At 61.4% G+C, this 24308-nt stretch carries 22 protein-coding genes; 15 read left to right on the top strand and 7 right to left on the bottom strand.

Going from position 1 to position 24308, the window contains the following annotated elements; all coding sequences use genetic code 11:
* Positions 1 to 136: 136 nt before the first annotated feature.
* From AC0L2V_RS24500 to AC0L2V_RS24485, 4 genes are all read left to right on the top strand, one after another.
* Positions 137 to 772: an ankyrin repeat domain-containing protein gene (locus AC0L2V_RS24500; RefSeq protein WP_473521440.1), complete on the top strand. Its 636-nt coding sequence runs from the start codon at positions 137 to 139 to the stop codon at positions 770 to 772.
* A gap of 146 nt (positions 773 to 918) precedes the next feature.
* Positions 919 to 1308, top strand: coding sequence for an ArsR/SmtB family transcription factor (locus AC0L2V_RS24495; RefSeq protein WP_473521439.1), 390 nt, complete (start codon positions 919 to 921; stop codon positions 1306 to 1308).
* Positions 1305 to 1838 carry an SRPBCC family protein gene (locus tag AC0L2V_RS24490; RefSeq protein WP_473521438.1) on the top strand — a complete coding sequence of 178 codons (534 nt, stop codon included), beginning with the start codon at positions 1305 to 1307 and terminating at the stop codon, positions 1836 to 1838. The genes AC0L2V_RS24495 and AC0L2V_RS24490 overlap by 4 nt, the downstream gene beginning before the upstream one ends.
* Positions 1839 to 1961: 123 nt before the next feature.
* Positions 1962 to 2537, top strand: a complete 576-nt coding sequence (locus AC0L2V_RS24485; protein WP_473521437.1) for a dihydrofolate reductase family protein — start codon at positions 1962 to 1964, stop codon at positions 2535 to 2537.
* Between the two features lie 162 nt (positions 2538 to 2699).
* On the opposite strand, the gene AC0L2V_RS24480 is transcribed toward AC0L2V_RS24485, so the two are convergent.
* From AC0L2V_RS24480 to AC0L2V_RS24465, 4 genes are all read right to left on the bottom strand, one after another.
* Positions 2700 to 3449 carry a glucose 1-dehydrogenase gene (locus AC0L2V_RS24480; RefSeq protein WP_473521436.1) on the bottom strand — a complete coding sequence of 250 codons (750 nt, stop codon included), beginning with the start codon at positions 3447 to 3449 and terminating at the stop codon, positions 2700 to 2702.
* A 78-nt stretch (positions 3450 to 3527) separates the two neighbouring features.
* Positions 3528 to 4532, bottom strand: a complete 1005-nt coding sequence (locus AC0L2V_RS24475) for a sugar-binding protein (RefSeq protein ID WP_473510534.1) — start codon at positions 4530 to 4532, stop codon at positions 3528 to 3530.
* A gap of 53 nt (positions 4533 to 4585) precedes the next feature.
* The gene (locus AC0L2V_RS24470; RefSeq protein WP_473521435.1) at positions 4586 to 5686 is read right to left on the bottom strand and encodes an ABC transporter permease; all 1101 of its coding nucleotides are present in this window, start codon (positions 5684 to 5686) and stop codon (positions 4586 to 4588) included.
* Between the two features lie 16 nt (positions 5687 to 5702).
* Entirely contained in the window at positions 5703 to 6443 is a 741-nt protein-coding gene (locus tag AC0L2V_RS24465) for an ATP-binding cassette domain-containing protein (RefSeq protein ID WP_473510538.1), read from the bottom strand.
* 194 nt (positions 6444 to 6637) lie between these two features.
* Here AC0L2V_RS24465 and AC0L2V_RS24460 point away from each other — a divergent pair, with 194 nt between their 5' ends.
* The 6 genes from AC0L2V_RS24460 (at position 6638) to AC0L2V_RS24435 (ending at position 11915) form a co-directional block, all read left to right on the top strand.
* Positions 6638 to 8089, top strand: coding sequence for an FAD-binding oxidoreductase (locus AC0L2V_RS24460; RefSeq protein WP_473521434.1), 1452 nt, complete (start codon positions 6638 to 6640; stop codon positions 8087 to 8089).
* 11 nt (positions 8090 to 8100) lie between these two features.
* Positions 8101 to 8829, top strand: coding sequence for a FadR/GntR family transcriptional regulator (locus tag AC0L2V_RS24455; RefSeq protein ID WP_473521433.1), 729 nt, complete (start codon positions 8101 to 8103; stop codon positions 8827 to 8829).
* Positions 8830 to 8831: 2 nt separating this feature from the next.
* Entirely contained in the window at positions 8832 to 9269 is a 438-nt protein-coding gene (locus AC0L2V_RS24450) for a VOC family protein (protein WP_473521432.1), read from the top strand.
* 68 nt (positions 9270 to 9337) lie between these two features.
* Positions 9338 to 10384 (top strand): ABC transporter substrate-binding protein, encoded by a 1047-nt coding sequence (locus AC0L2V_RS24445; protein WP_473521431.1) that lies wholly within the window; start codon positions 9338 to 9340, stop codon positions 10382 to 10384.
* Positions 10384 to 11160, top strand: coding sequence for an ABC transporter ATP-binding protein (locus AC0L2V_RS24440; protein WP_031254866.1), 777 nt, complete (start codon positions 10384 to 10386; stop codon positions 11158 to 11160). The genes AC0L2V_RS24445 and AC0L2V_RS24440 overlap by 1 nt, the downstream gene beginning before the upstream one ends.
* Complete coding sequence (locus tag AC0L2V_RS24435) at positions 11157 to 11915, top strand: ABC transporter permease (RefSeq protein WP_473521430.1); 759 nt, start codon at positions 11157 to 11159, stop codon at positions 11913 to 11915. Before AC0L2V_RS24440 ends, AC0L2V_RS24435 begins: the two co-directional genes overlap by 4 nt.
* A 101-nt stretch (positions 11916 to 12016) precedes the next feature.
* Here AC0L2V_RS24435 and AC0L2V_RS24430 read toward each other — a convergent pair whose 3' ends face one another.
* Positions 12017 to 12490 carry an SRPBCC family protein gene (locus AC0L2V_RS24430; protein WP_473521429.1) on the bottom strand — a complete coding sequence of 158 codons (474 nt, stop codon included), beginning with the start codon at positions 12488 to 12490 and terminating at the stop codon, positions 12017 to 12019.
* 39 nt (positions 12491 to 12529) lie between these two features.
* Complete coding sequence (locus AC0L2V_RS24425; protein WP_473492826.1) at positions 12530 to 13399, bottom strand: SDR family oxidoreductase; 870 nt, start codon at positions 13397 to 13399, stop codon at positions 12530 to 12532.
* Between the two features lie 103 nt (positions 13400 to 13502).
* Here AC0L2V_RS24425 and AC0L2V_RS24420 point away from each other — a divergent pair, with 103 nt between their 5' ends.
* The 5 genes from AC0L2V_RS24420 (at position 13503) to AC0L2V_RS24400 (ending at position 18297) form a co-directional block, all read left to right on the top strand.
* The gene (locus AC0L2V_RS24420) at positions 13503 to 14393 is read left to right on the top strand and encodes a LysR family transcriptional regulator (RefSeq protein WP_473521428.1); all 891 of its coding nucleotides are present in this window, start codon (positions 13503 to 13505) and stop codon (positions 14391 to 14393) included.
* 513 nt (positions 14394 to 14906) lie between these two features.
* Entirely contained in the window at positions 14907 to 15548 is a 642-nt protein-coding gene (locus tag AC0L2V_RS24415) for a peroxiredoxin-like family protein (RefSeq protein WP_473521453.1), read from the top strand.
* 339 nt (positions 15549 to 15887) lie between these two features.
* Positions 15888 to 16070 carry a hypothetical protein gene (locus tag AC0L2V_RS24410; RefSeq protein ID WP_413468436.1) on the top strand — a complete coding sequence of 61 codons (183 nt, stop codon included), beginning with the start codon at positions 15888 to 15890 and terminating at the stop codon, positions 16068 to 16070.
* A gap of 180 nt (positions 16071 to 16250) precedes the next feature.
* A complete protein-coding gene (locus AC0L2V_RS24405) occupies positions 16251 to 17753 on the top strand; it encodes a serine hydrolase (protein ID WP_473521452.1) in 1503 nt (500 codons plus the stop codon).
* Between the two features lie 124 nt (positions 17754 to 17877).
* Positions 17878 to 18297: a DOPA 4,5-dioxygenase family protein gene (locus AC0L2V_RS24400; protein WP_473521427.1), complete on the top strand. Its 420-nt coding sequence runs from the start codon at positions 17878 to 17880 to the stop codon at positions 18295 to 18297.
* 294 nt (positions 18298 to 18591) lie between these two features.
* On the opposite strand, the gene AC0L2V_RS24395 is transcribed toward AC0L2V_RS24400, so the two are convergent.
* Entirely contained in the window at positions 18592 to 23973 is a 5382-nt protein-coding gene (locus AC0L2V_RS24395; RefSeq protein ID WP_473521426.1) for an NACHT domain-containing protein, read from the bottom strand.
* Positions 23974 to 24308: the final 335 nt, after the last annotated feature.

Genomic DNA, 24308 nt, shown 5'->3' with positions numbered 1-24308 from the left:
CTTCTTCCCCTCTCGGATTGTATTTGCGGACACCGTCGAATGAGAAAGGCTTTTCGATGGAAGCCGGTCATTCGGTGGATGTCGGCCGAACCGGAACAATGGTATCCTGCAGGGAGCATTCGGGGAGGCGACTGCATTGACCGAGAGCTTGGAAGTCGAAGGGGCGAGAGGTTGGTCGAATCTGCTGATCGCGGCAGAAAGCGGCGATGCGGGGGCCGTTCGAGCGGAATTGGCGGCCGGCGCCAATATCAACGAGGCGGACGGCGGCGGCTGGTCAGCCCTTCATCTCGCAGCCCTCAATGCCCGCACCGCGGCGGTCGAGGCGTTGATCGAACACCCAGCAATCGATGTGAATTCCAGAAACAAATGGAAGAGCACGCCTTTGAGCCTTGCTTCGGCCAAGGGCCACTACGCCTCTATTTTAGCCCTCGTGAAACATCCCGAAATAGAGATCGATGCAAGAGCCGACTACTACGGCAGAACGGCCCTTATTGAAGCAGCAAAGAACGGGCATCTGGATGTCGTCAAGTTGCTTGTCGAGAATGGCGCCGACGTGAATCTTACTGACAAGACCGGAAGAAACAACGCGCTTATCGAGGCTATCAAGGGACGGCACTACGAGGTCGCGGGATACCTGCTTGATTCCCGGAAAATGAACTTTCTCAACAAGGATATGAGACTGAACGCCCTGATCTGGGCTGGAAGCTGCCATAGCCCTCAACTCATCGAAAAGCTGGAAGTCTCGATTCATACTTTCTTCGAAGGCAAGTGAAGGTCCCGCTTCCGCCGCGGTGACCATGTCCGTGGTCTGCACTGGCCGAATGTCTTCGATCGCCGCAGACCGCATGTGGAACACCCTTCCAAGATCATTCAACCAATCGGTTGACAATTCGAAAGCGCGCCTCTATATTCAACTACATGGTTGAATTAGAGACACCCCAGATCGACGCGGTTTTTCATGCGCTTGGCGACGCCACCCGCCGGCACATGCTTCGCGACCTCGCCGGCGGCGAGCGAACGGTGAGCCAGCTGGCGGAACCCTTCGCCATGTCGCTGGCCGCCGCCTCCAAGCACATCAAGGCGCTGGAGAATGCAGGGCTTATTCGTCGCGAGGTGAGGGGCCGCACACATCTGTGCCGCCTCGAACCCGGACCGCTGGCCAGCGCCCACCAATGGCTCGGCTTCTACGAGCGCTTCTGGACCAACCGTCTCGACGTCCTCGAGCGTCTGCTTCGCGAAGAGGACGCACGTAAAGCCCGGCATGATTCAAGGAAATCGCCCGCCTCAAGAGAAGGAGACGACCAATGAACCAGATGAAAGCCATCGAAGCCTATGGCGAACTGACCGAGCCCGCCACGTTCACCATCCAGCGGCTTTTGCCCGGTCCGATCGAGCGGGTCTGGGCCTATCTCACCGAGAGCGACCTGCGCCGGCAGTGGATGGCCGCGGGCCAGATGGAAATGAAGGCCGGCACCTCGTTCGAGTTGGTCTGGCGTAACGACGAGCTGACCGATCCGCCCGGCCAGCGCCCCGCCGGCTTTCCCGAAGAGCACCGGATGAAGGGACGGATCACCGAGCTCGATCAACCTTACAAGCTTGCCATCACCTGGGGGGACACCGGCGGGGTTTCCTTCTTGCTGGAGCCGAATGGGAACGATGTGCTGCTCACCGTCATCCATCGCCGGCTGCCGGAACGCGCAATCCAGCTCAATGTCACCGCCGGCTGGCACATGCACCTCGACATGCTGGCTGCCCGCCTCGCGGGCAAGACGCCGACCTCGTTCTGGGATGGCTGGAGCCGGCTGCGGGAAGAATACGACCGCCGCCTGCCGGCCTGACACGGTAGGGTCGGCTGAAGTCACCGCCCAGCCTCCACCGGCATCCGCCCGTGGAGGCTCGCACACCGGCAACGATGAAACGATGAAACGTGCTTGCATTGGGCAAGCCTGATGGAGGACGTCATGCGCAAATTGATCGCCGGAATGAAGGTTTCCGTCGACGGCAGGATGGAGGGACCCGAGGGTTACGCCGATTGGGTCGACGCCTGGTCGGAGGACTACGGGCTGACGCCGCAGATCGATGCCTGCCTGCTCGGGAGCGTCATGTACGTCGGCTACGAGCGCTACTGGAGCGCGATCCAGAATGAGCCGGACAAGCCGCTGCCGATGACCGGCAAACTGCCGACGCCGGCCGAGCTCGAATGGGCCCGCTTTGCCGAACAGACCCCGCATTATGTGCTGTCGAACACGATGACTTCGGCGCTTTGGCCAAAGACGCGCTTCGTGCGGAGCCTCGAAGACATCGCTGGCCTCAAGCAGCAGCCGGGCAAGGATATCTATCTCATGGGCGGTGCGCGAATGACCGCGAGCCTCATCGATGCCGGGCTGGTGGATGAACTGCGGCTTATCCTCTATCCACTGCTCGTCGGCGAAGGGAAGGCGCTGTTTGGAGCAACGCAAAATCGTCGCGGGCTTGAACTGCGGAAGGTTCAGCAGCTCACAGATGGGCGCGTGAGCCTGGTCTATGGGATCGGCTAAAGCGCGTCGCGTCTGCGACGCGGCTTTAGGTTTTTGTTTTTATGCATGTCGTTATCCCAAAACCGCTGCGCACTTTTGGGCGACATGCATTAACTCAGCCGGTCTTCGCAAATTTCGCAGCGCTGCCTGGCTGAAATTTTTTTCTGAAAAGCACTTCGCCGGTCAGAGGGAAACCGATAGCCCACCGTCAACGGCCAGCACATGGCCGTTGACGTAGGCGGCAGCGTCTGAGGCGAGAAACACCACGGCTCCGCCGAGTTCCTCAGACTGGGCCCAGCGGCCCGCCGGGGTTCGTGCCTCGACCCATTTGGTGAAGGCCTCATCGCTCATAAGTGCGGTGTTGAGCTCAGTAGCGAAATAGCCGGGGGCGATCGCGTTGACGGTGATGCCGTGACGGCCCAGTTCAGCGGCGGTCGAGCGTGTCAGCCCGTGCAGGCCCGCCTTTGCCGCCACATAGGCGTGAATGGTGGGACGGCCAAGAATCGCTGCAACCGATCCGGTGTTTATTATGCGCCCGAACTTGTTTGGCAGCATCAGGCGCACCGCGTCGCGCATCAGACGGAAGCAGGCCGAAAGATTGACGGCAATCACATGGTCGAAATCCTCGTCCTGCCATTCGACCAACGGACTGCGATGCTGGATGCCGGCGTTGTTGACCAGAATATCGAGGCGGCCGTGGCGTTCGACAATCCCTTCGAGCGACGCCCTCGAAATCGCCGCGTCGGTGACATCGAACGGCAGGGCTTCGGCCCCGATCTTTTCGGCCGCCGCGGACAGCGCCGCCGGATCGCGGGCATTGACGATCACCGTCGCGCCGTTTTCCGCAAGTGCCTTGGCCATGGCGAAGCCGAGACCACGCGAAGCACCTGTGACCAACGCAACACGGCCGTTGAGCGAGAACAATTCCGACATTGATAATCCCCCAAGAAAAGGGCGGGCCATGAAAACGGGCGGGAGTTTGCTCCCGCCCAATTAACGCTATTTGGAGCGCTATTTGGCGATGCAGGTATCCGCTGTCTCCGGCGTGCAAATGTCAAGGCCGGTATAGGTCGGGTCGGCCGGCGAAGCCTTGCCGTCCTTCATGTCCTTCAGCGCCATCATCGTCTTGTAGCCCATTTCGAACGGCCGCTGGCCGACCTGGCCGAGCGAGAACCCTTCCTTCATCTGGTCGATCTGTACGGGAAGCGTATCGGCGACGACCAGGGCCAGGGCCTTCGAGGCGATCTTGTCCTTGTACGGCGCGACCGCGGCGCGATTGGCATCGGGGATGAACTGCGGGAAGCCGCCGGTTGGGATGAACGCGTCGAGGTTCGGGTTTTTCGCCATGATGTCCTCGAACTGCTGCACCGAGCGCGGGAAGTCGTCGTCGGTGTAGAGTGGGCAGCCCTCGATTTCGGTCCAGCCGTTCTGTCCGGTCAGGCGGTCGCCGGGTGAGGCTGCCGATTTGGTCCCCGAAAGCGTGTCGCGAATGCCCTGCATGCGCTCATTGTGGTTGGCCGCCGCCGCGCCGCCCGACTGGATACAGATCGTGCCGCCCTTGGGCTTGATCTGCATGGCGAGCTTGGCGAGGTTCGTGCCGATCTCATAATTGTGCGTGCCGATATAGGCGACGCGCAGGTCCTTGTTCTCGGGCAGCAGATCGGAGTCCCAGGTGAGGACCGGAATGCCCGCGTCCTTGGCGGCCTGCAGCGCAACCGCCATCGCCGCAGCGTTCGATGGCGACACGGCGATACCGTCCACCCTCTTGGCCACGAGGTCCTGCACAATCTGTACCTGCTCGTCGCCGCCGCCATGCTCGCCGGGGCCGATATACATGCACTCCAGGGCACCATTCGATTCGGCTTCGGCCTTCTTGCAGCCGTCGCGTGCCTGGTCGAAGAAAGGATTGTTCATGTTCTTCGGCACCAGGGCGAAGGTGTATTTCGCGTCGGCACCGGAAACGGCGAGCACCATGGCGCCAAGCGCGACAGCCGCCGTCAGCAGATGTTTTTTCATGTGAAGTTCTCCTCCTTGGTGTGATGTCCCGCAGGCCTCCCGCCGGCGGGTTTCTAGCGGCTTTTTTTGGGCATCAGGACTGCCAGCGACGCAGCGAGGATCGATTTGCCGCCGGTTTGCATGCCCAAAAGAACCGCAAGAACAATGAAGGCGCCGACGAAGGCACCCTGCCAGTTTGAATCGATGCCGGCCATCAGCAGCGCATTCCTGATCACTTCGAGGAACGCCGAGCCGATGACCGCACCGAAGGCCGTGCCGGCGCCGCCCATCAGGCTGGCGCCGCCAATCACCGTTGCCGCAATGACGCGCAGCTCATAGCCCTGGCCCATCGCATTGATGGCCGAGCCGTTGTAGCCGAGCAGCAGGAGCGAGGCGATCGAGGCGGTGAAGGCGGAGAAGAGATAGGCCTGGAACTTAATCCAGTCGACCGGAACGCCGGTGAGCCGCGCCGCCTCCTCATTGCCGCCGATTGCGAACAGATGCCGGGCCCAGGCAGTGAAATTGAACACGAAGCCGACAATCAGCGCCAGGACCACCATGGTCCAGAATTGCGACGACAGTTCCGGTATCCAGTGCGGCGCCCAGTCCTCGGGTCCATGCCGCGGCCATTTCGCCTGGCCGATCGCCTTCACGATCGGAGCATCGGGCCCGAACTGGTAAAGCATCTGGTTGGCCGAGAACACCACCGCCAGCGAGCGCGCGACGGACAGCATGCCGAGCGTGACGACAAAGGACGGCATCCCGACATAGGCGACAAAGAACCCGTTGACCGCGCCGCAGGCCAGGCCGGAAAAAAGGCCCATGGCGAAAGCGATGTACCAGGGATAATGCCAGGTGAGGAACAGGCCGGCGACGATTACCACGAGGCCCATGATCGAGCCGACCGACAGATCGATGCCACCGGTGATGATGACGACCGTCATGCCGAGCGCCATGATGCCGAAAGGCGCAAGATTGCGCGTCACGTTGGCGACGTTTTCGGAGGTGCCGAAGCTCGGCTCCATCGCTGTCATCAAGATGACCAGCGCGATCAGCGCGATCGTCACCCAGAAGGGCTGACTTGAAATCACGCGTTGGAACGCTGTCTGTTCCTTGGTCGGGACGAAGTCCGACATGGCCGGCTGGCCGGCTTTCTCGGCTGACTCCTGAACCATAACCGGCTCCTGAACACTATTCGCCACGGATGGCCCCCGTTATCAGTCCTGTAATTTCCTCGGGTGATGTGTTGCCGGTGTCCTTGTCGGCAACCTTGGAACCTCGCCTGAGCACGATGATGCGATCTGCGACGGCAAAAACGTCAGGCATGCGGTGGCTGATCAGCATGACGCCGACGCCTTGCGCTTTCAGGCGCCGGATCAATTCGAGCACTTCCGCCACCTGGCGCACCGAGATGGCAGCGGTCGGCTCGTCCATCAACACCAGCTTGGCGTTTGAAAGTCGGGTTCGCGCAATGGCTACGGCCTGGCGCTGCCCGCCGGACATCTTCTTGACCAGATCGCGCGGCCTGGTTTCCGATTTGAGTTCCCTGAACAGCGCTGCCGAGCGGTCGATCATCGCCTGCTTGTCAAGCACTCTGATCGGCCAAAAGCCTTTCTTGATCTCGCGGCCGAGGAAGACGTTCTGCGCCGCGGTCAGATTGTCGGCGAGCGCCAGGTCTTGATATACGACTTCGATCCCCTTGGCGCGGGCCTGGACAGGTTTGTGGAAATGGCAAACCTCGCCGTCCACGACAATTTCGCCGTCGCTCGGCGGGAAATTGCCAGCCACGGTCTTGACCACGGTGGACTTGCCGGCGCCGTTGTCCCCCATCAGACCCACGACTTCGCCTCGCTCCACCTGGAAGCTGACGTCGCTCAGGGCCTGGATGGCCCCGAAATTCTTCGAAACGTGGCGAACCTCAAGCGCCGGCATCGCGGTCCTCCCCGGACAACATTTGCCAATCTTGTCCCGGACTTATGCAAGATAGCTAATCAGCGAAATGTATTCGACACAATCCTTATTCGAAGGAGACCGGCATCCGTTGTTGGAGTGGGGCAGGTGGACCCTGGAGCATCGAGAAGAATAGGGACTTGCGAAGTTGTAGGATGACCGTATGATCTGACCCGATGATCACGGATGGCCCATCTCAACGCGAAGCTTCCGGCGCAATTGCTGAGCTGCCTGCGCAGTTGGCGGGTGATGCGCTGATTAACGGCCAGTCGCCCCAGGCAGAACGCTACCTCATCGATTGGGGCCGCGACAGGCGCGGCAGTGCCCGCTTCATCGTGCGTCCAGGATGCGTGGAAGAGGTCCAGGCGTTTGTGAAATGGTGCTCGCAGAGCGGTGTCGCCGTCGTCGTGCAAGGCGGCAATACCGGACTTGCCGGTGGCGCCATTCCAGACAATTCGGACTACGCGGTGCTGTCGCTTGAGCGTCTCAATCGGATACGCCGCGTCGACCCGCTCGACTTCACGCTGCAAGCGGATGCCGGGGCCGTGCTGCAGGACGTCAAGGACGCCGCTGAAGCATCCGAGATGACCTTCCCGCTCGCGCTTGGCGCACAGGGATCGTGCACGATCGGCGGCAATGTCGCGACCAATGCCGGCGGCATCAATGTGCTGCGCTACGGCATGACGCGTGACCTGGTGCTCGGGCTTGAGGCGGTGCTGCCGGACGGGACCCTTTGGAGCGGCATGAACGGGCTGCGCAAGGACAATCGCGGCTACAGCCTGAAGCAATTGATGATCGGCTCGGAAGGGACGCTGGGAGTCGTCACCGGCGTCGAAGTAAGGCTCTCGCCCCGGCCGACGCAGGTCGAGACCGCCTATGTCGGACTGGGCAGCTTCCGCCAGGCGTGCGAGCTGTTCCGGATGGCAAGGCATCTCTGCTCTGACCTTCTCAGCGCGTTTGAGGTCATCGGCGAGGAGTGCCTGCCGCTGGTCCACCTTATCGATCCGAACCTGCGCTCGCCGCTGACGCAAGAATGTCCGGTTCATGCGATCGTCGAACTCGCCTGTGGGCCAGGGATAGATGCCGGCGGCCTTCTTGAAATTATGCTGGCACGCGCCCTCGAGGCCGACCTGATCAGGGACGGCGTCGTCGCGCAAAGCCGCTCCCAGGCCGCCACATTCTGGGCCATCCGTGAGGGCCTGGTCGAGGGGCAGGCGCGGCGCGGCTTTCATGTCCGCACCGATCTCTCGGTTCGTCTCAGCCAGGTGCCGACGTTGATCGAGCAAGCACGCGCGTGCATTGTGCGCGACTGGCCTGGCTGGACATCCCTGACCTATGGCCATGCGGGCGACGGCAACATCCATTTCAACGTGCTGCCTCCGATAGATTGCGAGCCCGGCGAAGCGAGGACCGTGGGGCAGGCGGTTTTGACCCGGCTCTACGAGCTGGTCGGAGCGCTCGGCGGCTCGTTCAGCGCCGAGCATGGCGTCGGTCGCAGCCGCAGTCACGTGTTCTGGGCCGGCCTGTCGCAGCGCGAACGGCAGCTTCATACCGCGATCAAGGCAGCCTTCGATCCGGCAGGCCTGTTCAATCCCGCGTGTCTCATGCCTGGTCCGGGCGATTTGTAGGGGAAAGCCGCATGAAGCAGCGTTCGTCCATCATCGGCAGCGTGGAGGCGCTTCCGCATCGCGTCGCTTCGCATCTGAGCCGCGAGATCGAGGGCGGCGACATCATCCCGGGAGCCCGGCTCCCCACCGAAAGCCAGCTCGCCGACAAGTTCGGCGTCAGCCGCAATGTTGTCAGGGAAGCGATCGCGCAGCTTCGCGCCGATGGCATGATCGAGGCGCGTCAGGGCGTAGGCGCATTCGTCATGGCGCCGGAACAGCGGACCGCCATCCGGATCGACCGTGAGGCGCTGAAAGACCAGCGCAACATGGAGCAGCTCTTCGAGCTGCGCAGCATCCTGGAGACCGAGTCCGCCACGCTGGCCGCGGCGCGCTGTACATCCGATGATCTTGACGCAATCAAGGCTGCGCTGGACCGCATGGGTGGCGAGGAGCGCTGGGAGGATGGCAGCATCGAGGCCGATCTGCTTTTCCATCGGGCGATCGCCCGGGCGACCGGCAATAGTTACATCTACACCTTCATTTCCTTCGTCTGCGAGCAGATCCGCCAGTCGATCCACTATGCCCGCCTCACCAACCCGCTCCACGACCTGGTCGAGGTCAATGTCGCCGAGCACGTGCGGATTTACGACGCGCTCGCCGCGCGTGATCCACAAGCTGCCGGCGAGGCGATGCGCCGGCACATCGAAGGCGCCGCATCGCGCGTAGGCGTCGAGCTCACCGCGATCAATCGAGGCAAATGACCATGTCGCTCGGGCAGACCAAGGCAATCACCGATATCTGCCTGCTCGTAGAGGATATCGACCGCACCATCGACTTCTACACGCAGAAGCTTGGCTACCGGATCAGACGCCGCGCCGAGGGCTTTGTCGATTTTCATTCCGAGCGCGTGACGCTCGCTGCATGGCAACTGGACCACATCAATCGCCACTGCGGCGTCTCGAATGTCCGCTCACCGAAGCGGGCGCACAAGGCATGCGTCGCCATGGAACTCGAAAGCGCCGGCGAGGTCGACCGGCTCTACGCCGAACTGTCGGACAAGGGCGTGCCGTTCGTCGGGCCGCCCGGCGACTATGTCTGGAACGCGCGCTGCGCCTACTTCCACGATCCGGACGGGACGCTGTGGGAACTCTATGCCTGGACCGGCGCGGGACCGGGCGACTATCACGACACGCAAGTGTGATTGGATCGCGACGGCCTCGCAAGAAAGGGCCGCGCCGCATGCAAGCAGTCCAACAAAGGAGCAAGAAGATGAGTGGGAACGCATCGCAGTGGAATCGTAGATCGATCCTGAAGGCCGGCGCCGCCGGCCTGGCGGCTTTCGGGCCGGGACTTCAGCTGTTCGGCGCCAGCGCCTCGGCAGCCGCCAAGCTCGTCGTCCAGTATGACTGGCTGATGTCGAACGGCCAGATCGGCGACGTCGCAGCCGTTGCCAATGGCTACTTCAGCGAAGCTGGGCTTGAAGTGGAGTTCAGCCCCGGCGGGCCGAACGCCGCCACCGTGCCGCCAGTGGTGTCCGGTGCCGCCCAGCTCGGCCAATTCTCCGAATCGCCTCAACTCTATGCCGCGCGGGCGAGCGGCGTTCCGGTGAGGATAATCGCCTGCGGCTATCGCACCGGGCCCTATGCGCTGACGTCGAAACCGGAGAAGCCGATCCGGTCGGTGGCGGATCTGAAGGGGATGCGGATCGGCACGCAGCCGACCGCGCGCTTCGCCATCGACGCGATGCTCGCGAAGAACAAGATCGACCCTTCCGAGGTCACCATCGTCAATGTCGGGTTCGACAAGGCGCCGCTGGTTCGTGGCGACGTCGATGCGATCGGCGGCTGGATCACCAACACGCAGGCGCTCAGCGTCGTCGGTGACGATCGCATCGATCTGCTGTTGTCGGAGCTCGGCCTGGCGTCCTATGCCAATGTCTATTTCGCGACCGACAGCGCCATCGAATCCGATTCCGCGACCCTGGCGAAATTCATCGGCGCGGTGGCCAAAGGATGGGGCTGGGTCCACGCCAATCCCGAGCAGGCGGTCGACAAGCTTGTCGCGGCCTATCCCGAGATCGACGCGGGCTGGGAAAAGAAGACGATCCCCCTGGTGCTGAAACTGTCGTTCGACGACAACACGAAAAAGGATGGATGGGGCACCTTCGATCCTGCCTCGATCGAGAGCCAGATCGCGCTGCTTGACCAGATTGGCCAATACCCGAACGGCAGGCCGAAGGCCGAGGACGTCTATACGACGAAGCTTCTCGAACTCACTGCGGCTGATCGGCCGAAGCTCGGCGCGCCCGCCTCTTGATGGCCGCGCCGGCCATCGAAACCTCCGGGCTCGACGTCGGCTATCCCGGCCGGCGCTCGCCCGTGACGGTGATCTCCGGCCTCGAACTGACAGTCGAGGCCGGGACGTTCCTGTCGATCCTCGGGCCTTCGGGGTGCGGAAAGTCGACCTTTCTGCGGGTTGTCGCCGATCTTCTGGCGCCGCTCGCGGGCACGATACGCGTGATGGGCGAAACGCCGTCGGCGGTGCGCTCCGGCCGCGGTGTGGGCTTCGTCTTCCAGGACTCGACCCTTTTGCCGTGGCGCACGGCGCGCGAGAATGTGCGGCTGCCGATCCAGGTCGGCCGCCGCAGCCTGTCGCGCATGATAGACGACCGGGCCGACGAGCTGCTCGAACTCGTCGGCCTGTCGGCGCTCGGTGAGCGCCTGCCGCATCAGCTTTCCGGCGGACAACGCCAAAGGCTGGCGATCGCCCGGGCGCTGCTTGGCGAGCCACGTCTGCTTCTGATGGATGAACCCTTTGGCGCGCTTGACGAGATCACCCGCGATCGCCTCAACGACGAACTGCTGAACCTTTGGCGGCGGACCGGAACGACCGTGCTGTTCGTCACGCATTCCATTGCCGAAGCGGTCTATCTCGGACAGCGTGTGATCGTGCTTGCCGCCCATCCCGGCCGGATCGTCGCCGACCACGACCTTCGTCCGCTGAAGGGGCCGGACAACAGATGCTCGCGCGAGGATCCGGCGATCGTCGCGGCAATGGCCAGGATGCGCTCCGCCCTCGGAGCGGCGTCGTGAACCAGGGCGCGCTTTCGCCATTCGCACAGGCTGCGCTGCCGATCCTCGGCGCCGGCTCGCTTATTGTCGCATGGCAATTCCTGCTGCCGCTCGCCGGCGTGCCCGCTTACATCGTTCCGACGCCGACCGCGATAGCGGGCGTGTTTGCCGGGAACGGATCGCTTCTCCTGTCGAACCTCTGGCCGACGGCCATCGAGGCGCTCTCCGGCTTCGTACTAGGCAACCTCGCCGCAGTGCTGCTGGCTATCGTCTTCGTTCACAGCCGTACGCTGCAGGCGGCCTATTTTCCGGTCGTGCTGTTCTTCAATACGATCCCGGTGCTGGCGCTGGCCCCGGTCGTCATCCTCATCTTCGGCCTCGGCATGCTGCCCAAGATCGTGATCGCGGCGGTGATCTGTTTCTTCCCAACGCTCATCAACATGATCCGGGGTCTGGAATCGGCGAGCCCCAGCGAGCACGAGCTGTTCCGCGTGCTGTCGGCGACGCGCTGGGAAGTATTCTGGCGCCTGCGCCTGCCGCGCGCGCTGCCAATGCTTTTCGCTTCGCTGCGGATCGCCTCGGCGACCGCGGTGATCGGCGCGATCGTCGGCGAGTGGATCGGCTCCGACAAAGGTCTCGGCGCGCTGATCATCCAGGCGACCTTCAACTACCAGTCCGACCGGCTCTACGCCGCCATCGTGCTCTCATCGCTGTTGTCGATCGGGTTCTTCATGACCGTCGTTGCCGCTGAGCGGTGGTCGGTTCGATACCGTTAGAGGCGGCTGAACGCGTCGGCGACGGACGTAGCATCATTTGTTCCCGCGAAGGCAGGGCGCCTCCTTGAGAGCCGCCCTGTTGCTTGTGTTTCTGGCGATGATTAGAGCTTTCCCGCTGCGAGCAGTTCGCGGGTCCGCTTCAGCGTCGACAGCAGGGCGGCCTTGTAGCCCTTTTCGCTGGCGAACTGAGCCTGCTCGGCCTGCTCCTCGCGACCGTTTGGCTCTTTGCCGCGCAGGCCAATGTAGCAGTAGAAGCGAAGCTGCAGTGCGCCTTCTCCATCTTCGAACAGTTCGTTGACAATCGCTCCCTCGCGCGGACCGGATGCCTGGAAGAAGGTGACCTTGCTTTCTGGCTCGAGCGTGACGATTTCGCGCAGGTCGTGGCCACCGATCGTGGCCTCACGCACGAAGTGGGTAGCGCTTTCCTCCACAACGTCGCAACGGGTGCAGAGACCCGTGACAAGGAACAAGCGGGCGTCGCGTGCTTTCAGCTCGAGACCCTTCCACACTTGAGCGCGCGTCAATGGGACTTCGCCTTCCGGGTTCACCGGAACTGTGGCAGTTGAATAAATCATGATGACAGTCCTTGTGATCAGACAGGAGCTGCGCTTCCGTCAGGCGGAGGCAGCGGTTTCCGAGGCGAAGGCTCGATATGGGCGCAGTGGACGTCCGAGCAGGGCAGTCAGGCGCTCGACGTCGCCGGCCCCAGGCAGCATCCCGTCGGTGAAGAAGCGCTCCCCCATCAGACGCATGTCGTAGGCCATCCAGGCGGGCACGAACTGCTTGAGATTTTGCTCAAAATCCTCGGTATTGTCGCCGCCGTAGTTGATCGGGCGGGCGAGCACCTCTGACCAGATGGCGGCGATATCTGCCCCAGTCAGTGTCTCTGGACCGACGAGGTTGATCCAGTCGATCGCAAGCGGCTCTGCGGCCTGTTCACGGCGCAGCAGCTCAAGGGCGGCGATCTCGGCGATATCACGGACGTCGATCATGGCGAGACCCTTGTCGCCGATCGGCATTGTGTAGGTGCCATAGCCGGTGATGACGTCTTTGATCATCAGATCGTTCTGGATGAAGTAAGCTGGGCGCAAGATCGTAGCCTTGAAGTCCATCTGCTCGATCATTCGCTCGACGCCGAACTTGCCAGCGAAATGGGGCACGTTCACGTAGCCGTCAGCGTGGATCACCGACAGATATACGATCCGCTCGATACCGGCCGATCGGGCGACGTTCAGCGCGACCAAAGCTTGGGTGAATTCGTCCGGAACTACGGCGTTCAAAAGGAACAGAGTGGAAACTCCAGACATGGCTTTGCGCAGCGAATCGACATCGAGAAAGTCGCCTTGCACGACGGATACGCCTGCCGGGAAGTTGGCTTTCGACGGATCGCGGACGAGAGCACGTACATCAGCGCCGCGCTTGACGAGGTGTTCGACGACTTGGCGGCCAATATTGCCTGTGGCCCCGGTAACGAGAATGGTCATGAAATTTCTCCTGTTGGGTTGCTTGACACGGCCAATATGTGTGGCTCACTGAGCGTCCAACAGGCTGAAATTTTAGACGCACCGTCTCGCTGGTGGAACACACATGGATCTTCTTGCCCTCGCCGATTTTAATCTCGTTGCCCGCCACGGTGGTTTCGGCAAAGCCGCAAGGGCCACCGGACGGCCTAAGGCGACCCTGTCGCGGCGCGTTGGAGAATTGGAAAGCAGCCTTGATCTGCGCCTGTTTGAACGGGGTGCGCGTAGCCTGAAGCTCACCGAAGAAGGACGGGCGCTCTTCGAGCGGACAGGGGCACTGCTTGCCGAACTGGACGAGACGGCTTCGGCGATTGCCTCGGGCGGTCAGAGACCCAGGGGCAGATTACGGATTAGCGCACCTTTGCTTTTTTCTCAGACCGCAATGGGGAGGATTGCTGCGGGGTTTGCCCTTAAATATCCGGAGGTGAGGCTGGAGGTTACGACTGAGGATCGGCCTGTTGACATGATCGAGGAAGGCTACGATCTGGTAATCCGAGTCAATCCAGATCCCGACGAAAGCCTGGTTGGACGGGCGTTTCTCCGCGACCGCCTGGTCGTAGTGGCGAGCCCTGACCTTCCTCGCGCGAGTGGTGGACTCGCCGCTCCTGGCGTCGCGCGCTGGGCGGGCGATCGGCAAACATGGCACGTGAAGACACAAGGTGGCCGGTCAACAATTGCAATCGAGCCTGTCCTCGCTTTGTCGATGCTCATCATGGTCCGGGATGCGGTGCGATCCGGCGTCGGTGCAGCACGTCTTCCCATTTCGTTGGTGGCCCACGACTTGGCTGACGGCACGCTGGTACTATGGGGGGATATCGACGGCCCCGAGATCGCTCTATGGGCGCTCTATCCATCTCGGCGGCTACTCAGCGCGCGAGTGTCGGCGTTCTTGAATTTTCTAAAACAGGCCTTCCCAAATGGGACGCCGGACGAACTAGCCGCCTATATTGGCAGGTGATGACCGAACCCGCGTTCGGGCGTAGAAAGTCCTATGCAACAAAAAAACGAAAACTGAGAAGCGCTTTGCCAGCGTCATGGATGAACTCACGTCCCATGCCAGCCTGCTTAGCAAAATGTGCTGGAACTATGGCCTGTCTTCCGATGCACTTTGTCAACAGAACCTAATGGTGAAAGTCTGACGCTTGGTGCCGGTGGACGGCAAGAACCGACCTGTTGACGACCTTGGGCGTTGCAGACTTGAACCTCCAAATCGAGGTCGGGAACCTGACCTTCAGCGCAAGAGCATTCGGGAGTGCGCTCGCGTAAGGTAATTCACCACATTTGGCGGCACCCGCGGATGCTTTTTCGTGTTAGGATGGGCTTGCAACGCGCGTAATCTCGACCTCGGCAATATGGCAGAGGTCGAAAGCTATTGCCTTGGCACAGGAAGCTTTCGCCCCAGCACTTGATCGCCTCCGAAACGCTGGGTGTGCTGCTTTCCCTGACTGACCCCGGGGCGAGGAGGTTGTCCATGTCCATGAGTAGTGTTGACCGCCCGCTGCAGCCGGGCGACCGGGCACCGAATGTTGTGCTCAATGCGATCTCACGCGAAGGCAAGATCGCGCTCGATGATTTTCGAGGCCGTAGCCCGTTGTTGATCGGTTTGTTCCGAGGCCTGCACTGTCCATTCTGCCGGCGCCATGTCGCGGCGATGGCGCAACTCAAGCCGGCCCTGCGTGAGAAAGGCGTCGAATGCCTGGCTGTGGTCAATACGCCGGTCGAGCGGGCGCGGCTCTATTTCCGTTACCACCCGGCACCCGATCTTCTCGCCGCATCCGACCCGGAGCGAGCCTCGCACCGTGCTTTCGGCTTGCGCGAGGTCGGGATGGACACGGTCATGGCGATACCGTTCCATCTCCCGGGCGAGTTGCCCGAGCCTATGGACGTCATGGCAATGAATGAATTTCTTAACAAGAAGGAAGGATATGAGATTACGGAAGTCGATCAGCAGGCGATGGCTTCCAGCCAGGCGCAGCTTGTCGGTCAGTTCCTAATCGACCGGGCGGGCATCGTACGCTGGAACTTCACTGAAGTTCTGGAGGATGGCCTCAACACCTTCAGAGCGCTGAATCCCGAGGAATTGATGTCGGCAGCTTCCCAAGTTGCACATTAATAGGCTGCGGAAATGGGCTGCTGAAAACTCGCTCGACGGCCACCGTCCTGTGGTGATTCTTTGGATTTAACAATCATCGAAATGCTCAGCGCAGGAGGCTAAGGTCTGCCCGTGGGCTTCGTAGCGATTTCGATTCAACGGTCTGCGGACCGCCCCGACGCTAGAGTGAGCAAGCCGCATAGGCGGGGCGACGTCCGCTCCTTGCCGCAATCACGTCGTTCCGACAGGCGCGCATACGGCAAGTTTCCACCCTGAGCTGCCCTACGCGTCGGGTAGCAAGCGTCAGGCTTTTACCACTAGGCGCCGCCTCCGGCGGCTTACCGCCGCGATGCGACCGCGGTGATCGGCGCGATCGTTGGCGAATGGATCGGGTCCGACAAGGTCTTGGCGACGATCGTCGACGCGACCTTCAACTATTGGTCCGACCGGCTCGACGCCGCTATCGTGCTCTCATCGCTGTTGTCGTTCGGGTTCTTCATGACGGTCGTCGCCGCCGAGCGATGGTCCGTTCGATATTTTTGACCGGTTGACACCCGGGGATGGCCGCTTGGCGTCGCGCAGCGGACTTTGCTGTATCGCGCAGGCGAGGGCTGGCCTTCCCTGCGTCGGCCTGTAGTATGACAGTGCTTGCAGGGGAGGAGTTCGAGCGTGGGGTGGGGTCGGAATTTCCGCCGTTGGGGGACGTTGGCCTTCATCGCCGTCATGGTGCTTTCGCCGCAGGCGGCGTCGGCCGACAGCCTTACGCCAGACCGGGTCGCTGCCGCCCTGTCGAAGCTCGAGGCGCTCGCCGAAGGCGTCGTCGCGGATGGCGGGGTGCCTGGTCTCGCCATCGGCGTCGTTCATGACGACAAGGTGGTCTTTCTCAGAGGGTTCGGGCATCGCGAGACCGGCAAGCCGGAGACCGTCGACGCCGACACGGTGTTCCAGATCGCCTCCCTCTCCAAGCCGGTCTCGGCAACGATCGTGGCGGCGCTGGTCAGCGAGGGCATCGTATCCTGGGATGCGAAAATCGTCGATCTCGATCCGGCCTTCCGGCTGTCCGAGCCCTATCCGACCAGTGAACTCACGGTCCGCGACCTGTTTTCGCACCGCAGCGGACTTCCCGGAACCGCCGGAGACGATCTCGAGGACATTGGCTACGATCGCGCGGAGATCCTGCGTCGTCTGCGGTTCGTGTCGCCATCGTCGAGCTTTCGCGCCGGCTACTCCTACAGCAATTTCGGACTGACCGAGGGTGCCGTCGCGGCCGCGAAGCCGACAGGCAAGTCCTGGGAAGAGGTCGCCGAGGAGAAACTCTACCGGCCGCTTAAAATGGTTTCGACCAGCTCCCGTCATGCGGACTTCATCAAGCAGGCCAATCGCGCTGCGCTCCACGTCAAGATCGACGGCGTCTGGGCCGCGAAGGTAAAGCGCGATCCGGATGCGCAGGCGCCCGCGGGCGGTGTCAGCTCCACGGCGCGCGATCTCTCGCAATGGGTGCGCCTCGTGCTCGGCAATGGGGTCTATGCCGGCGAGACGCTCATTAAGGCCGATGCGCTGGACCAGACGCATGTTCCGCTGATGGAACGCGGCAAGAACCCCGTCTCGGGCGGCACGTCCTTCTACGGCCTCGGCTGGAATGTCGAATTCGGCCGTCACGGCCTGAGCTGGGGCCATGCCGGCGCCTTCAGCGTCGGCGCCCGCACCCTGGTGACGCTCTTCCCGGAGGAGAAGCTTGGCATCGTCATCGTCGCCAATGCGTTTTCGACAGGCGTGCCGGAAGGCCTGTCCGAGAGCTTCGCCGATCTCGCCTTTGACGGAAGGGTCGAGAAGGACTGGGTCAAGGCATGGGACGATGCCTATGCGAGCCTGTTCGGCCCGGCGGTCGCGGCGGCCAAGGCCACCTATGCCGCGCCACCGTCTCCGGCAAGTCCGGCCCGGCCGGCCAGCGCCTATGCGGGCCGTTACTCCAACGATTTCATCGGCGATGCGGTCGTGTCGACTGCGGGGGACGCTCTTGCGCTCAAGGTCGGGCCAGCCGGCGCCCGGTCCTATTCACTGGAGCATTTCGACGGCGACATGTTTCTGACCTATCCAGACGCCGAGACGCCGGACAGGCCCTCGGGCGTAGGCTTCGACATCGGCCCCGACGGCAAGGCGTCGGCCATGACGATAGAGTTTCTCGACGATAACAATCTCGGCACGCTGCAGCGCGTCGGAGACTAGGGTCAAATGGTAGTGAGACAGTTGTCCCAGTTATCCCCCTGCAAGACGCGGCATCAACGCTGCCTCGACAGGGCCGACCTTCCATGCTTCGGGTCTGCCGGAATCATCGAAGGAGAGCACTGAGGTGAACGAAGACGCTGCCAGTCCAAGGCCGCTTTCGGAAATTGCCAGCTATCATGCGCATATCTACTACGACGGGCAGGCCGAGCGGCAGCATGCCGAGTGGCTGCGCCTGCGCATCGGCGAGCGTTTCCGCGTGCGCCTGGGCAATTGGCGCGACGAGCCGGTCGGCCCGCACGAACAGGCCATGTACCAGGTCTCCTTCGCCACCGGGATTTTCGCTACCCTCGTTCCGTGGCTGATGCTGAACCACGGCGGCCTGAGCATCCTCATCCACCCCAACACCACCAACCCCAAGCGCGACCATCTGGTCGACCCGATCTGGATCGGCCGGCCGCTTGGGGTGCACGGCGAGGTGCTTGGCGAGGAGCATGAGGCGGAGGAGGCGCTGGAGGTGAATACGGAGCCGACGCTGGGGGCGTAGGAGAGGGGGGGCCGCGTTCGGCAATGTTGGGGCTCGGCCTCGGAAATAGCATTCGCCCGCAGAGTTAGCTCAAGCAGAAGTGGCCCCCTGCTTTGCGCCGCAAGTCGGTCGTTAAGCATGTTCCTACAGGATCCGATAAGCGGACATCCAAACGCACCGCTGAAGTGGCATGTTGGAGCCAAAGCATGAAGTTGCCAGCTCGTCGCCACATTGGCTGCTCGTGGAAACAGGCTGCTCCAAACTTGGAGGATGCCGGGCTCGGTGTTCCTTGCTACGTGGAGAAACGAGAAGCGACTAGGCAATTGCCATCGGATCCGAGGATCGGGCCTGCACTCCCTTGAATGCCTCGGTTTGTTCAAGTCCAGCGCTTCTCCGATCGCCAAGGTCGATCAACGCGTCGAGAATCCGCAGCAGACCCTGAGCCTGATCGGGCCGCAGTGGGAAATTGGCGTCGGCGAGCCGTTGCACCGCCGCTGCCGTTCGCGCCGGAAGGCTGGTTCCCACCCAGTTGCCCTTTGCGTTGTCCAATTTCGCGAGTACTGCGCTGACCTGTTCGATGAAATGGTCGAGCGGGTACGCGGTCCCGGCGCGCTGACATAGCAGCAGAAACTTCGACATGACGAAGGTTGACCAACCGGTGGCGGTCACCAAGCGAGTGACCGTTGGCATGACCAGACCGATCTCGGACCAATCGCCATTTACGAAGCGGGCGGCTCCGGTAGCCCGTTCGACATTGACCATTAGGAGGGCCTTGATGAGCTTCGGCATATCGTGACCGGAGACTTCTCCCGCGCGGTATCCGCCCGGCCGAAACGTGCTGTCGGCGATTACGTGGTCGACGCAGAGCCCCAGCAACTCAAAAGTACCGGCGGGTATCCCTGCGGCGTCCAGAACGTGGCGCGTGACCAACCTGTCGGTGAACGCGGCGATAACATCAAGTTCGTCGTCATCGTGGTTTTGCAAGAAGGGCGCAAGAAGCTCAGCCTTGACGAGGGCAAGATCGAAGAATGGTGCTGCACGCACCAATACATCGCCCAGCGCATCGTTCCAACCAATCAGATCGGTGGTACGGTCGCGCCGCCGTCCTGTGCCTCCCGGCGGGTTCATGCGCAGCACCGTCCAGTTGACGAGGCTTCGGATCAACACGAGCACGAGCGGCTTTATCTCATCAGAAGCGCACCACTTCTCGATCGGAAAATTCTCGAGGTATTTCTCGGCCTGTTGCGGATCAAACACCGGATCAGGTTCAGTCCATCTGCCGTTATTGTCAGCATCATCGTCGTCGTCCGAAGCTGATGGCAACTTTACCCAAGCGGGCGGCAACGGACCAAAAGGTTCAAACTTCTTTGACTTGAGCCCTCTGAGCGCCTTATCAAATACCGCTTTCGCTGCCCTTTTTGTCGCACGGGTGTCCTGCTCGCCGTCCTGACTTATCGTCGGTCGGTGGTAGCGAGCCCTTTCCAGCGCAAATTGAGCCGCGACCCACGACACATGGGCATCGGGGTCGGCAAGCAGCGCTTTCAAAGCGAATTGTGCAGCCTCCACGTGCGGGTGAGCCACTATCCGGACCAATCGTCGCGCAGACCCGAGATCAGACGGATTGGTGCGCCGCAGGTGAAGCAATGCGAAGATCAATTGCAGCACAGGATGCCAGGCGATTTTCGAGCCGTAGAAAAAACCCACGGTCTCCTTCATCCCGTCGATCCGCGCCGTTACATTCATCGCCCATTTGTGGTCGTCGGACGCGGCGTCCCCGAAACAGATGACACATGCTGCGACGGCCGCGACCACGCTTTGGGGCGTGTGGCCTTCGACATCCAAGCGCACTGCAAAGAGCGTCGGGTGGTCCAGTGGGCGAGCAAGCGCGACCGCATCGACCAACGTCTTGTCGGGGGCGAGCGTGAAAGCGCGCAATGATTTCATCGCCCACACCAGGATACTATTTTGCTGCAAGTACACGCCCGCTGCCTCGCCGCGCTTAATAGTCTCCGGGGAAAGCGAGGGCTGATAAGCAACGATGATCTGTTCATCGGGTGTGCGATATCCTTGATAATTTTCGACGATGGCAAGCTCCGCATATTCTTCTGCCTGCTTGGTGAGAGCCACCTTCGCCGCCGGATTAGAGCGCTGCTCCTCCAGCTCGTAGGGGAGATCAGTCAAAAAGCCGGCCAATGCCTGCCTAAACCGTTCGGTGAGCGCATCGTCGCCATTCACCGCGAACTGCATGGCGAGCTGCTTCACGTCGCGGAACCGGCTTAGCCGCTTATCCAGGTAGTCCTGCGCGACCTTCTTGTTGCCGGTGAGTTGATCAAACAGTCCCAGTCCAAACAGGTCGATGTTTCGCGTCGGTTCTTGGCGCGCACGCGCAGTATCGAAAGGCCAAAGACGTTGGCATGCCACTAGTGCAAGAGTGACTTCGGATTTATGAAGCGTCTCCAGCGCCAAGCGAAGCGCTAGGCCAAGGGCGGCGATCGCCTCGTTGCCCTGCACGATCAGCTGGATCACCTCGTCAGCGGGTCGGCCGCTTTCGATTTGATGGAAGGCCCAATAGCTCATGGCCAGAAAGGCGCATTCAAGCGGCTGCGCACCGAGCTGGCCAAGCTGCCAATTGTAAGCGGTCCAATCGCCCCAAAACTGCTGCTCGCCCCATGGAAAGACAATTGTCACCGGAATCGGGGTACCATGTTGACGACGGGTGATGTTTGCGATCTGTCGCCAGCCGGTCGTTGCGCGGTTGGAGAGATCCCGAACCAGTTCGAGTGCAACTTCCGGCTTCTTGGCGAAGAGGCTGGCGAATGGTTCATGCGCCGCTGAGACCGGGTAGTAGAAGTTGTGGCGTCGGTCGATCCCGATTTCCTCACGACCATAGCCATCATAGCTGTGCGGGATGTGAAAGTACGGATGTTCTAACGCCCGCTTTTCATTGTCAGTGCGCTCGCTTTCCGGCTTGTTACGAATTCGTTTTATCCGCTCAACCCTTTCCCGCTGTTCGCGCTTCTCGCGGTCAATGTGATCCTGCGGCAGCTCCTGCTGCAGCTCTGCCTTGGTGACAGCCGCCAATCGTTCGGGCGACACCTCCGCCATCATCCAGGCGAGCGCCATCAGATCAGAATACGCGTCGCCGCGCATTCGCTCGTCGGTCACCGCCCGGTCGAAAAGCGCATTGGCGTGTTCAGGAAACGCCCGCGCGGCCCGAAGGATGACGATCCGCAGCGCGGTAGCAAACTGGTTTTGCGCGTCGCGACCAAGCTCGTCCCATCGGCCGCGCTCGAATGCCCGTTTGTCCGGGTAAGCAGCTTTCTCAAATTCGATCAGCCAGTTGGCGCAGGTGGTGACGATGGCTTTCGATCGCGCCGTGCGGAAATCTGAAAGGGCGTTCTGCCAAACGGAGAAGACTTCGACGATCCTGGGGAGGAGCCGGACGGGCAGTGTAGCCGCGAGCGGCAGGAGCCAGTCAAGAAAACGTCCCCAGCTTGTAAAATCCGAGGGCCAACTCAGAAGCTCGGCAAGGCCCACCTGATCGAGCCCTGATTGACCCGGCGAGGCCTGGGCAAGGACAGTAGGGCTCGGAATTGTGTGTTGGGCCTGGAACCATACCAAAAGCTTTTCGAGCAACGCGTAGTCGTTAGCCGTCACAAGTTCAGCGAATTCCTTCTGTCTATTGACGAATGCGCTTGTGAACGGTGGTGCGGTTAGCCATTCCCGACGCCATTGGGGCCGAAGCGCCGATCCATCAAGGGCGGCGTAGCTGGCCGACCACTTGCCCGGCTCGACGATGGAATGCTGGGCCAAAAGGCCGACAACGCGGCCGAGTAGCGGGGGCTCGCCAGCCTTCGCCAGCCCTTCGATCCACGTGTCGCCAAGGTCGATAAGAAGGCGGAAGAACGTCCACTCAAAGAATATGTCGTGCGTAAAAGAATATGAGGCGTCTCCATTGTTTCCACGCAAAAGCAGGTCGCTCTTCATCGCCGTGATGTGCTCGAACGTGGGTGGTGCCAGCGAGCGGGCCGCGACGTTCTTCCCAAGGTTTGCGACTCCTTTTTCCGCGATATCGAGCAGCGCGCGTTGCCGCTGCGGCACGACCTGCGCCGGGGCGTCGTGTCCTGCTCGGGCCCACCAAGCGTTGATGAGATCGACCTCTGTCTGCGGTTCGGTCGTCCCATCGCTAAAGTTGCGGGCAAGAACCGCGGCGAAGAACGGACGCCGCGCAATCGCCCTCACTGACGGCGGGCCCATCAAAAGGTGACGAAGACCAGGTTTTTCCTTCGCCAGGGCCTCAGCTTCGTCGTCGTTGAACGGCTCAACCTGAAAGTCAGCAATCTGAGTGCCGCTATAGAAGCTTGCTGGAAACCAAGCGCGATATGTTTCAAGACCTTGGTCGCGTGATGTGGCCAGAACCCGCCAATTGCTGAGGCCAGGGTTAGATTCGATAACATTGAGTATGTCGAGAATGATGCGCTTTTGGTCGGGGTTGATGCGATCAATTCCATCAATGTAGAGCGTGGCCGTGCCGGATGCGCTGATCTCTGCGAGGAGGTCATCAAGCTTTCGATGTTTGAGGCCTAGCGCTGCCGCAAACTCCACCCAGCTCTTCCCGGTCAGCCGGTCCGACTTCAGGAAAAGGATCGGCCCGCGCTGCCTAGCCTCTGTGGCTACCCGTTTGAGCATGACAGATTTGCCGCACCCCGGGAGTCCGCTGATGTTCACGACACGGCTGACGCCGAGCCGCTCACATACGTCTTGTTGAAGAGCAGCCCGGTCAACCTCGAACCCGTCGATGGTCTCGGCAATTTCGTTGAGACCATCAGTGGAGAACTGAACAAGGGTGTCGATGTCGTCGCGGAAGCTCGGCGAGACCTTTAGCCGGACGACCCCGCGAAGTTGCGCGAGCAGCGTAGCGCGGGTCCATTTACGGGCTGTGCCAGCGCCATCGCGAACAATGCGGCAGAGGCGATCAAAAAGCAGAACCACCTGCCCATCCTCATTGCTCGCAACAAGCTCTTGAAGACGGTTTGTGATCTCCGTCCAAACGATGCCGGTCTCGCTGAGGCCGTTAAGTCGGGCGGCAACAAACTGTCGGTAGAAATTCCATTCGTCCTCGGCGCTGCTCGCCTCGACTAGCGGGGCCAGCTCGTCCCGAAGAGCACGTTCGGCGGCTGCGGCTGCGCCATCTTCCACAAAGCGCCGATCAAAATCCGCAGGGGCGGGGCTACTCACGGCCCAGCCGATGAGGCGGTTGAGCGACCGATGTCCGGCCTCAGCTACATTCTCAACGACGTATCCGTAAGCGTCCCGATCGGCTTGAAAAGCTGGAGTCTGCCGGGTCTCTCGCGCCCGGTTGAGGATGTCGCGGAAATCCTTGTTTGTAGCGGCCCCGCTCACCGTGATCGTGGACTTCACTTGAAGCCCCAGGATTCTTGGGCCGTCAGTATCTCGAAACTCGACGATAAGATCATCCATCGGCTGGCCGTGGCCCGCCTGCTGGACGGCAACGCTGCTTACACTGCCGTGCTGAAGCATCGCCTTCTCACCGCGGAGAAGAGCTGCCAAATAATAGGCGACCACCTTGTCTTCGTAGGTGAAGCCAGCGCCACCGGTCAGTTCCGTGGATGTTGCCTGCTTTTTCTCCAGCGCTCCCTGTTGTGAAGCTTGTTTGTTCTTTGCCGATTTAGTCAAATCTGCCTCTACTCAAATCGTCAGCACTCGTCCGAGCCTGAAATGCGAGGGCCACACCCAACGAGCGCAATCCAAATTGGAATCGAGTCTAGCGTGGCGCGAACAATGAGGGAACGGGTCTCGTGCTAGCAGTAGCGCTGATACTTCCGCGACCCATAAGCGAAGGAAGCTGGCAGAATCTCGCAGACTCCGGCCTTAGGGCCAACAACGGAGTCCGTTTGGGGCAAATCCTGGACACAGCCTCATGGGTTCGGGTGTCCGCTTTTTCGCGCCGCAAATACCAACAGCGGGCAGTCCGCTAACGTGAAATCCAAGACGTTCGAGACTTGGCTGCT

Source organism: Mesorhizobium sp. WSM4814, assembly GCF_055811595.1.
This window is presented reverse-complemented; position numbering and strand designations above follow the sequence as displayed.

Coding starts and splice junctions, on each gene's coding strand:
- AC0L2V_RS24495 (WP_473521439.1), top strand. CDS start 919: ATGGTTGAATTAGAGACACCCCAGATCGACGCGGTTTTTCATGCGCTT.
- AC0L2V_RS24490 (WP_473521438.1), top strand. CDS start 1,305: ATGAACCAGATGAAAGCCATCGAAGCCTATGGCGAACTGACCGAGCCC.
- AC0L2V_RS24485 (WP_473521437.1), top strand. CDS start 1,962: ATGCGCAAATTGATCGCCGGAATGAAGGTTTCCGTCGACGGCAGGATG.
- AC0L2V_RS24480 (WP_473521436.1), bottom strand. CDS start 3,449: ATGTCGGAATTGTTCTCGCTCAACGGCCGTGTTGCGTTGGTCACAGGT.
- AC0L2V_RS24475 (WP_473510534.1), bottom strand. CDS start 4,532: ATGAAAAAACATCTGCTGACGGCGGCTGTCGCGCTTGGCGCCATGGTG.
- AC0L2V_RS24470 (WP_473521435.1), bottom strand. CDS start 5,686: ATGGTTCAGGAGTCAGCCGAGAAAGCCGGCCAGCCGGCCATGTCGGAC.
- AC0L2V_RS24465 (WP_473510538.1), bottom strand. CDS start 6,443: ATGCCGGCGCTTGAGGTTCGCCACGTTTCGAAGAATTTCGGGGCCATC.
- AC0L2V_RS24460 (WP_473521434.1), top strand. CDS start 6,638: ATGATCACGGATGGCCCATCTCAACGCGAAGCTTCCGGCGCAATTGCT.
- AC0L2V_RS24455 (WP_473521433.1), top strand. CDS start 8,101: ATGAAGCAGCGTTCGTCCATCATCGGCAGCGTGGAGGCGCTTCCGCAT.
- AC0L2V_RS24450 (WP_473521432.1), top strand. CDS start 8,832: ATGTCGCTCGGGCAGACCAAGGCAATCACCGATATCTGCCTGCTCGTA.
- AC0L2V_RS24445 (WP_473521431.1), top strand. CDS start 9,338: ATGAGTGGGAACGCATCGCAGTGGAATCGTAGATCGATCCTGAAGGCC.
- AC0L2V_RS24440 (WP_031254866.1), top strand. CDS start 10,384: ATGGCCGCGCCGGCCATCGAAACCTCCGGGCTCGACGTCGGCTATCCC.
- AC0L2V_RS24430 (WP_473521429.1), bottom strand. CDS start 12,490: ATGATTTATTCAACTGCCACAGTTCCGGTGAACCCGGAAGGCGAAGTC.
- AC0L2V_RS24425 (WP_473492826.1), bottom strand. CDS start 13,399: ATGACCATTCTCGTTACCGGGGCCACAGGCAATATTGGCCGCCAAGTC.
- AC0L2V_RS24420 (WP_473521428.1), top strand. CDS start 13,503: ATGGATCTTCTTGCCCTCGCCGATTTTAATCTCGTTGCCCGCCACGGT.
- AC0L2V_RS24415 (WP_473521453.1), top strand. CDS start 14,907: ATGTCCATGAGTAGTGTTGACCGCCCGCTGCAGCCGGGCGACCGGGCA.
- AC0L2V_RS24405 (WP_473521452.1), top strand. CDS start 16,251: ATGGTGCTTTCGCCGCAGGCGGCGTCGGCCGACAGCCTTACGCCAGAC.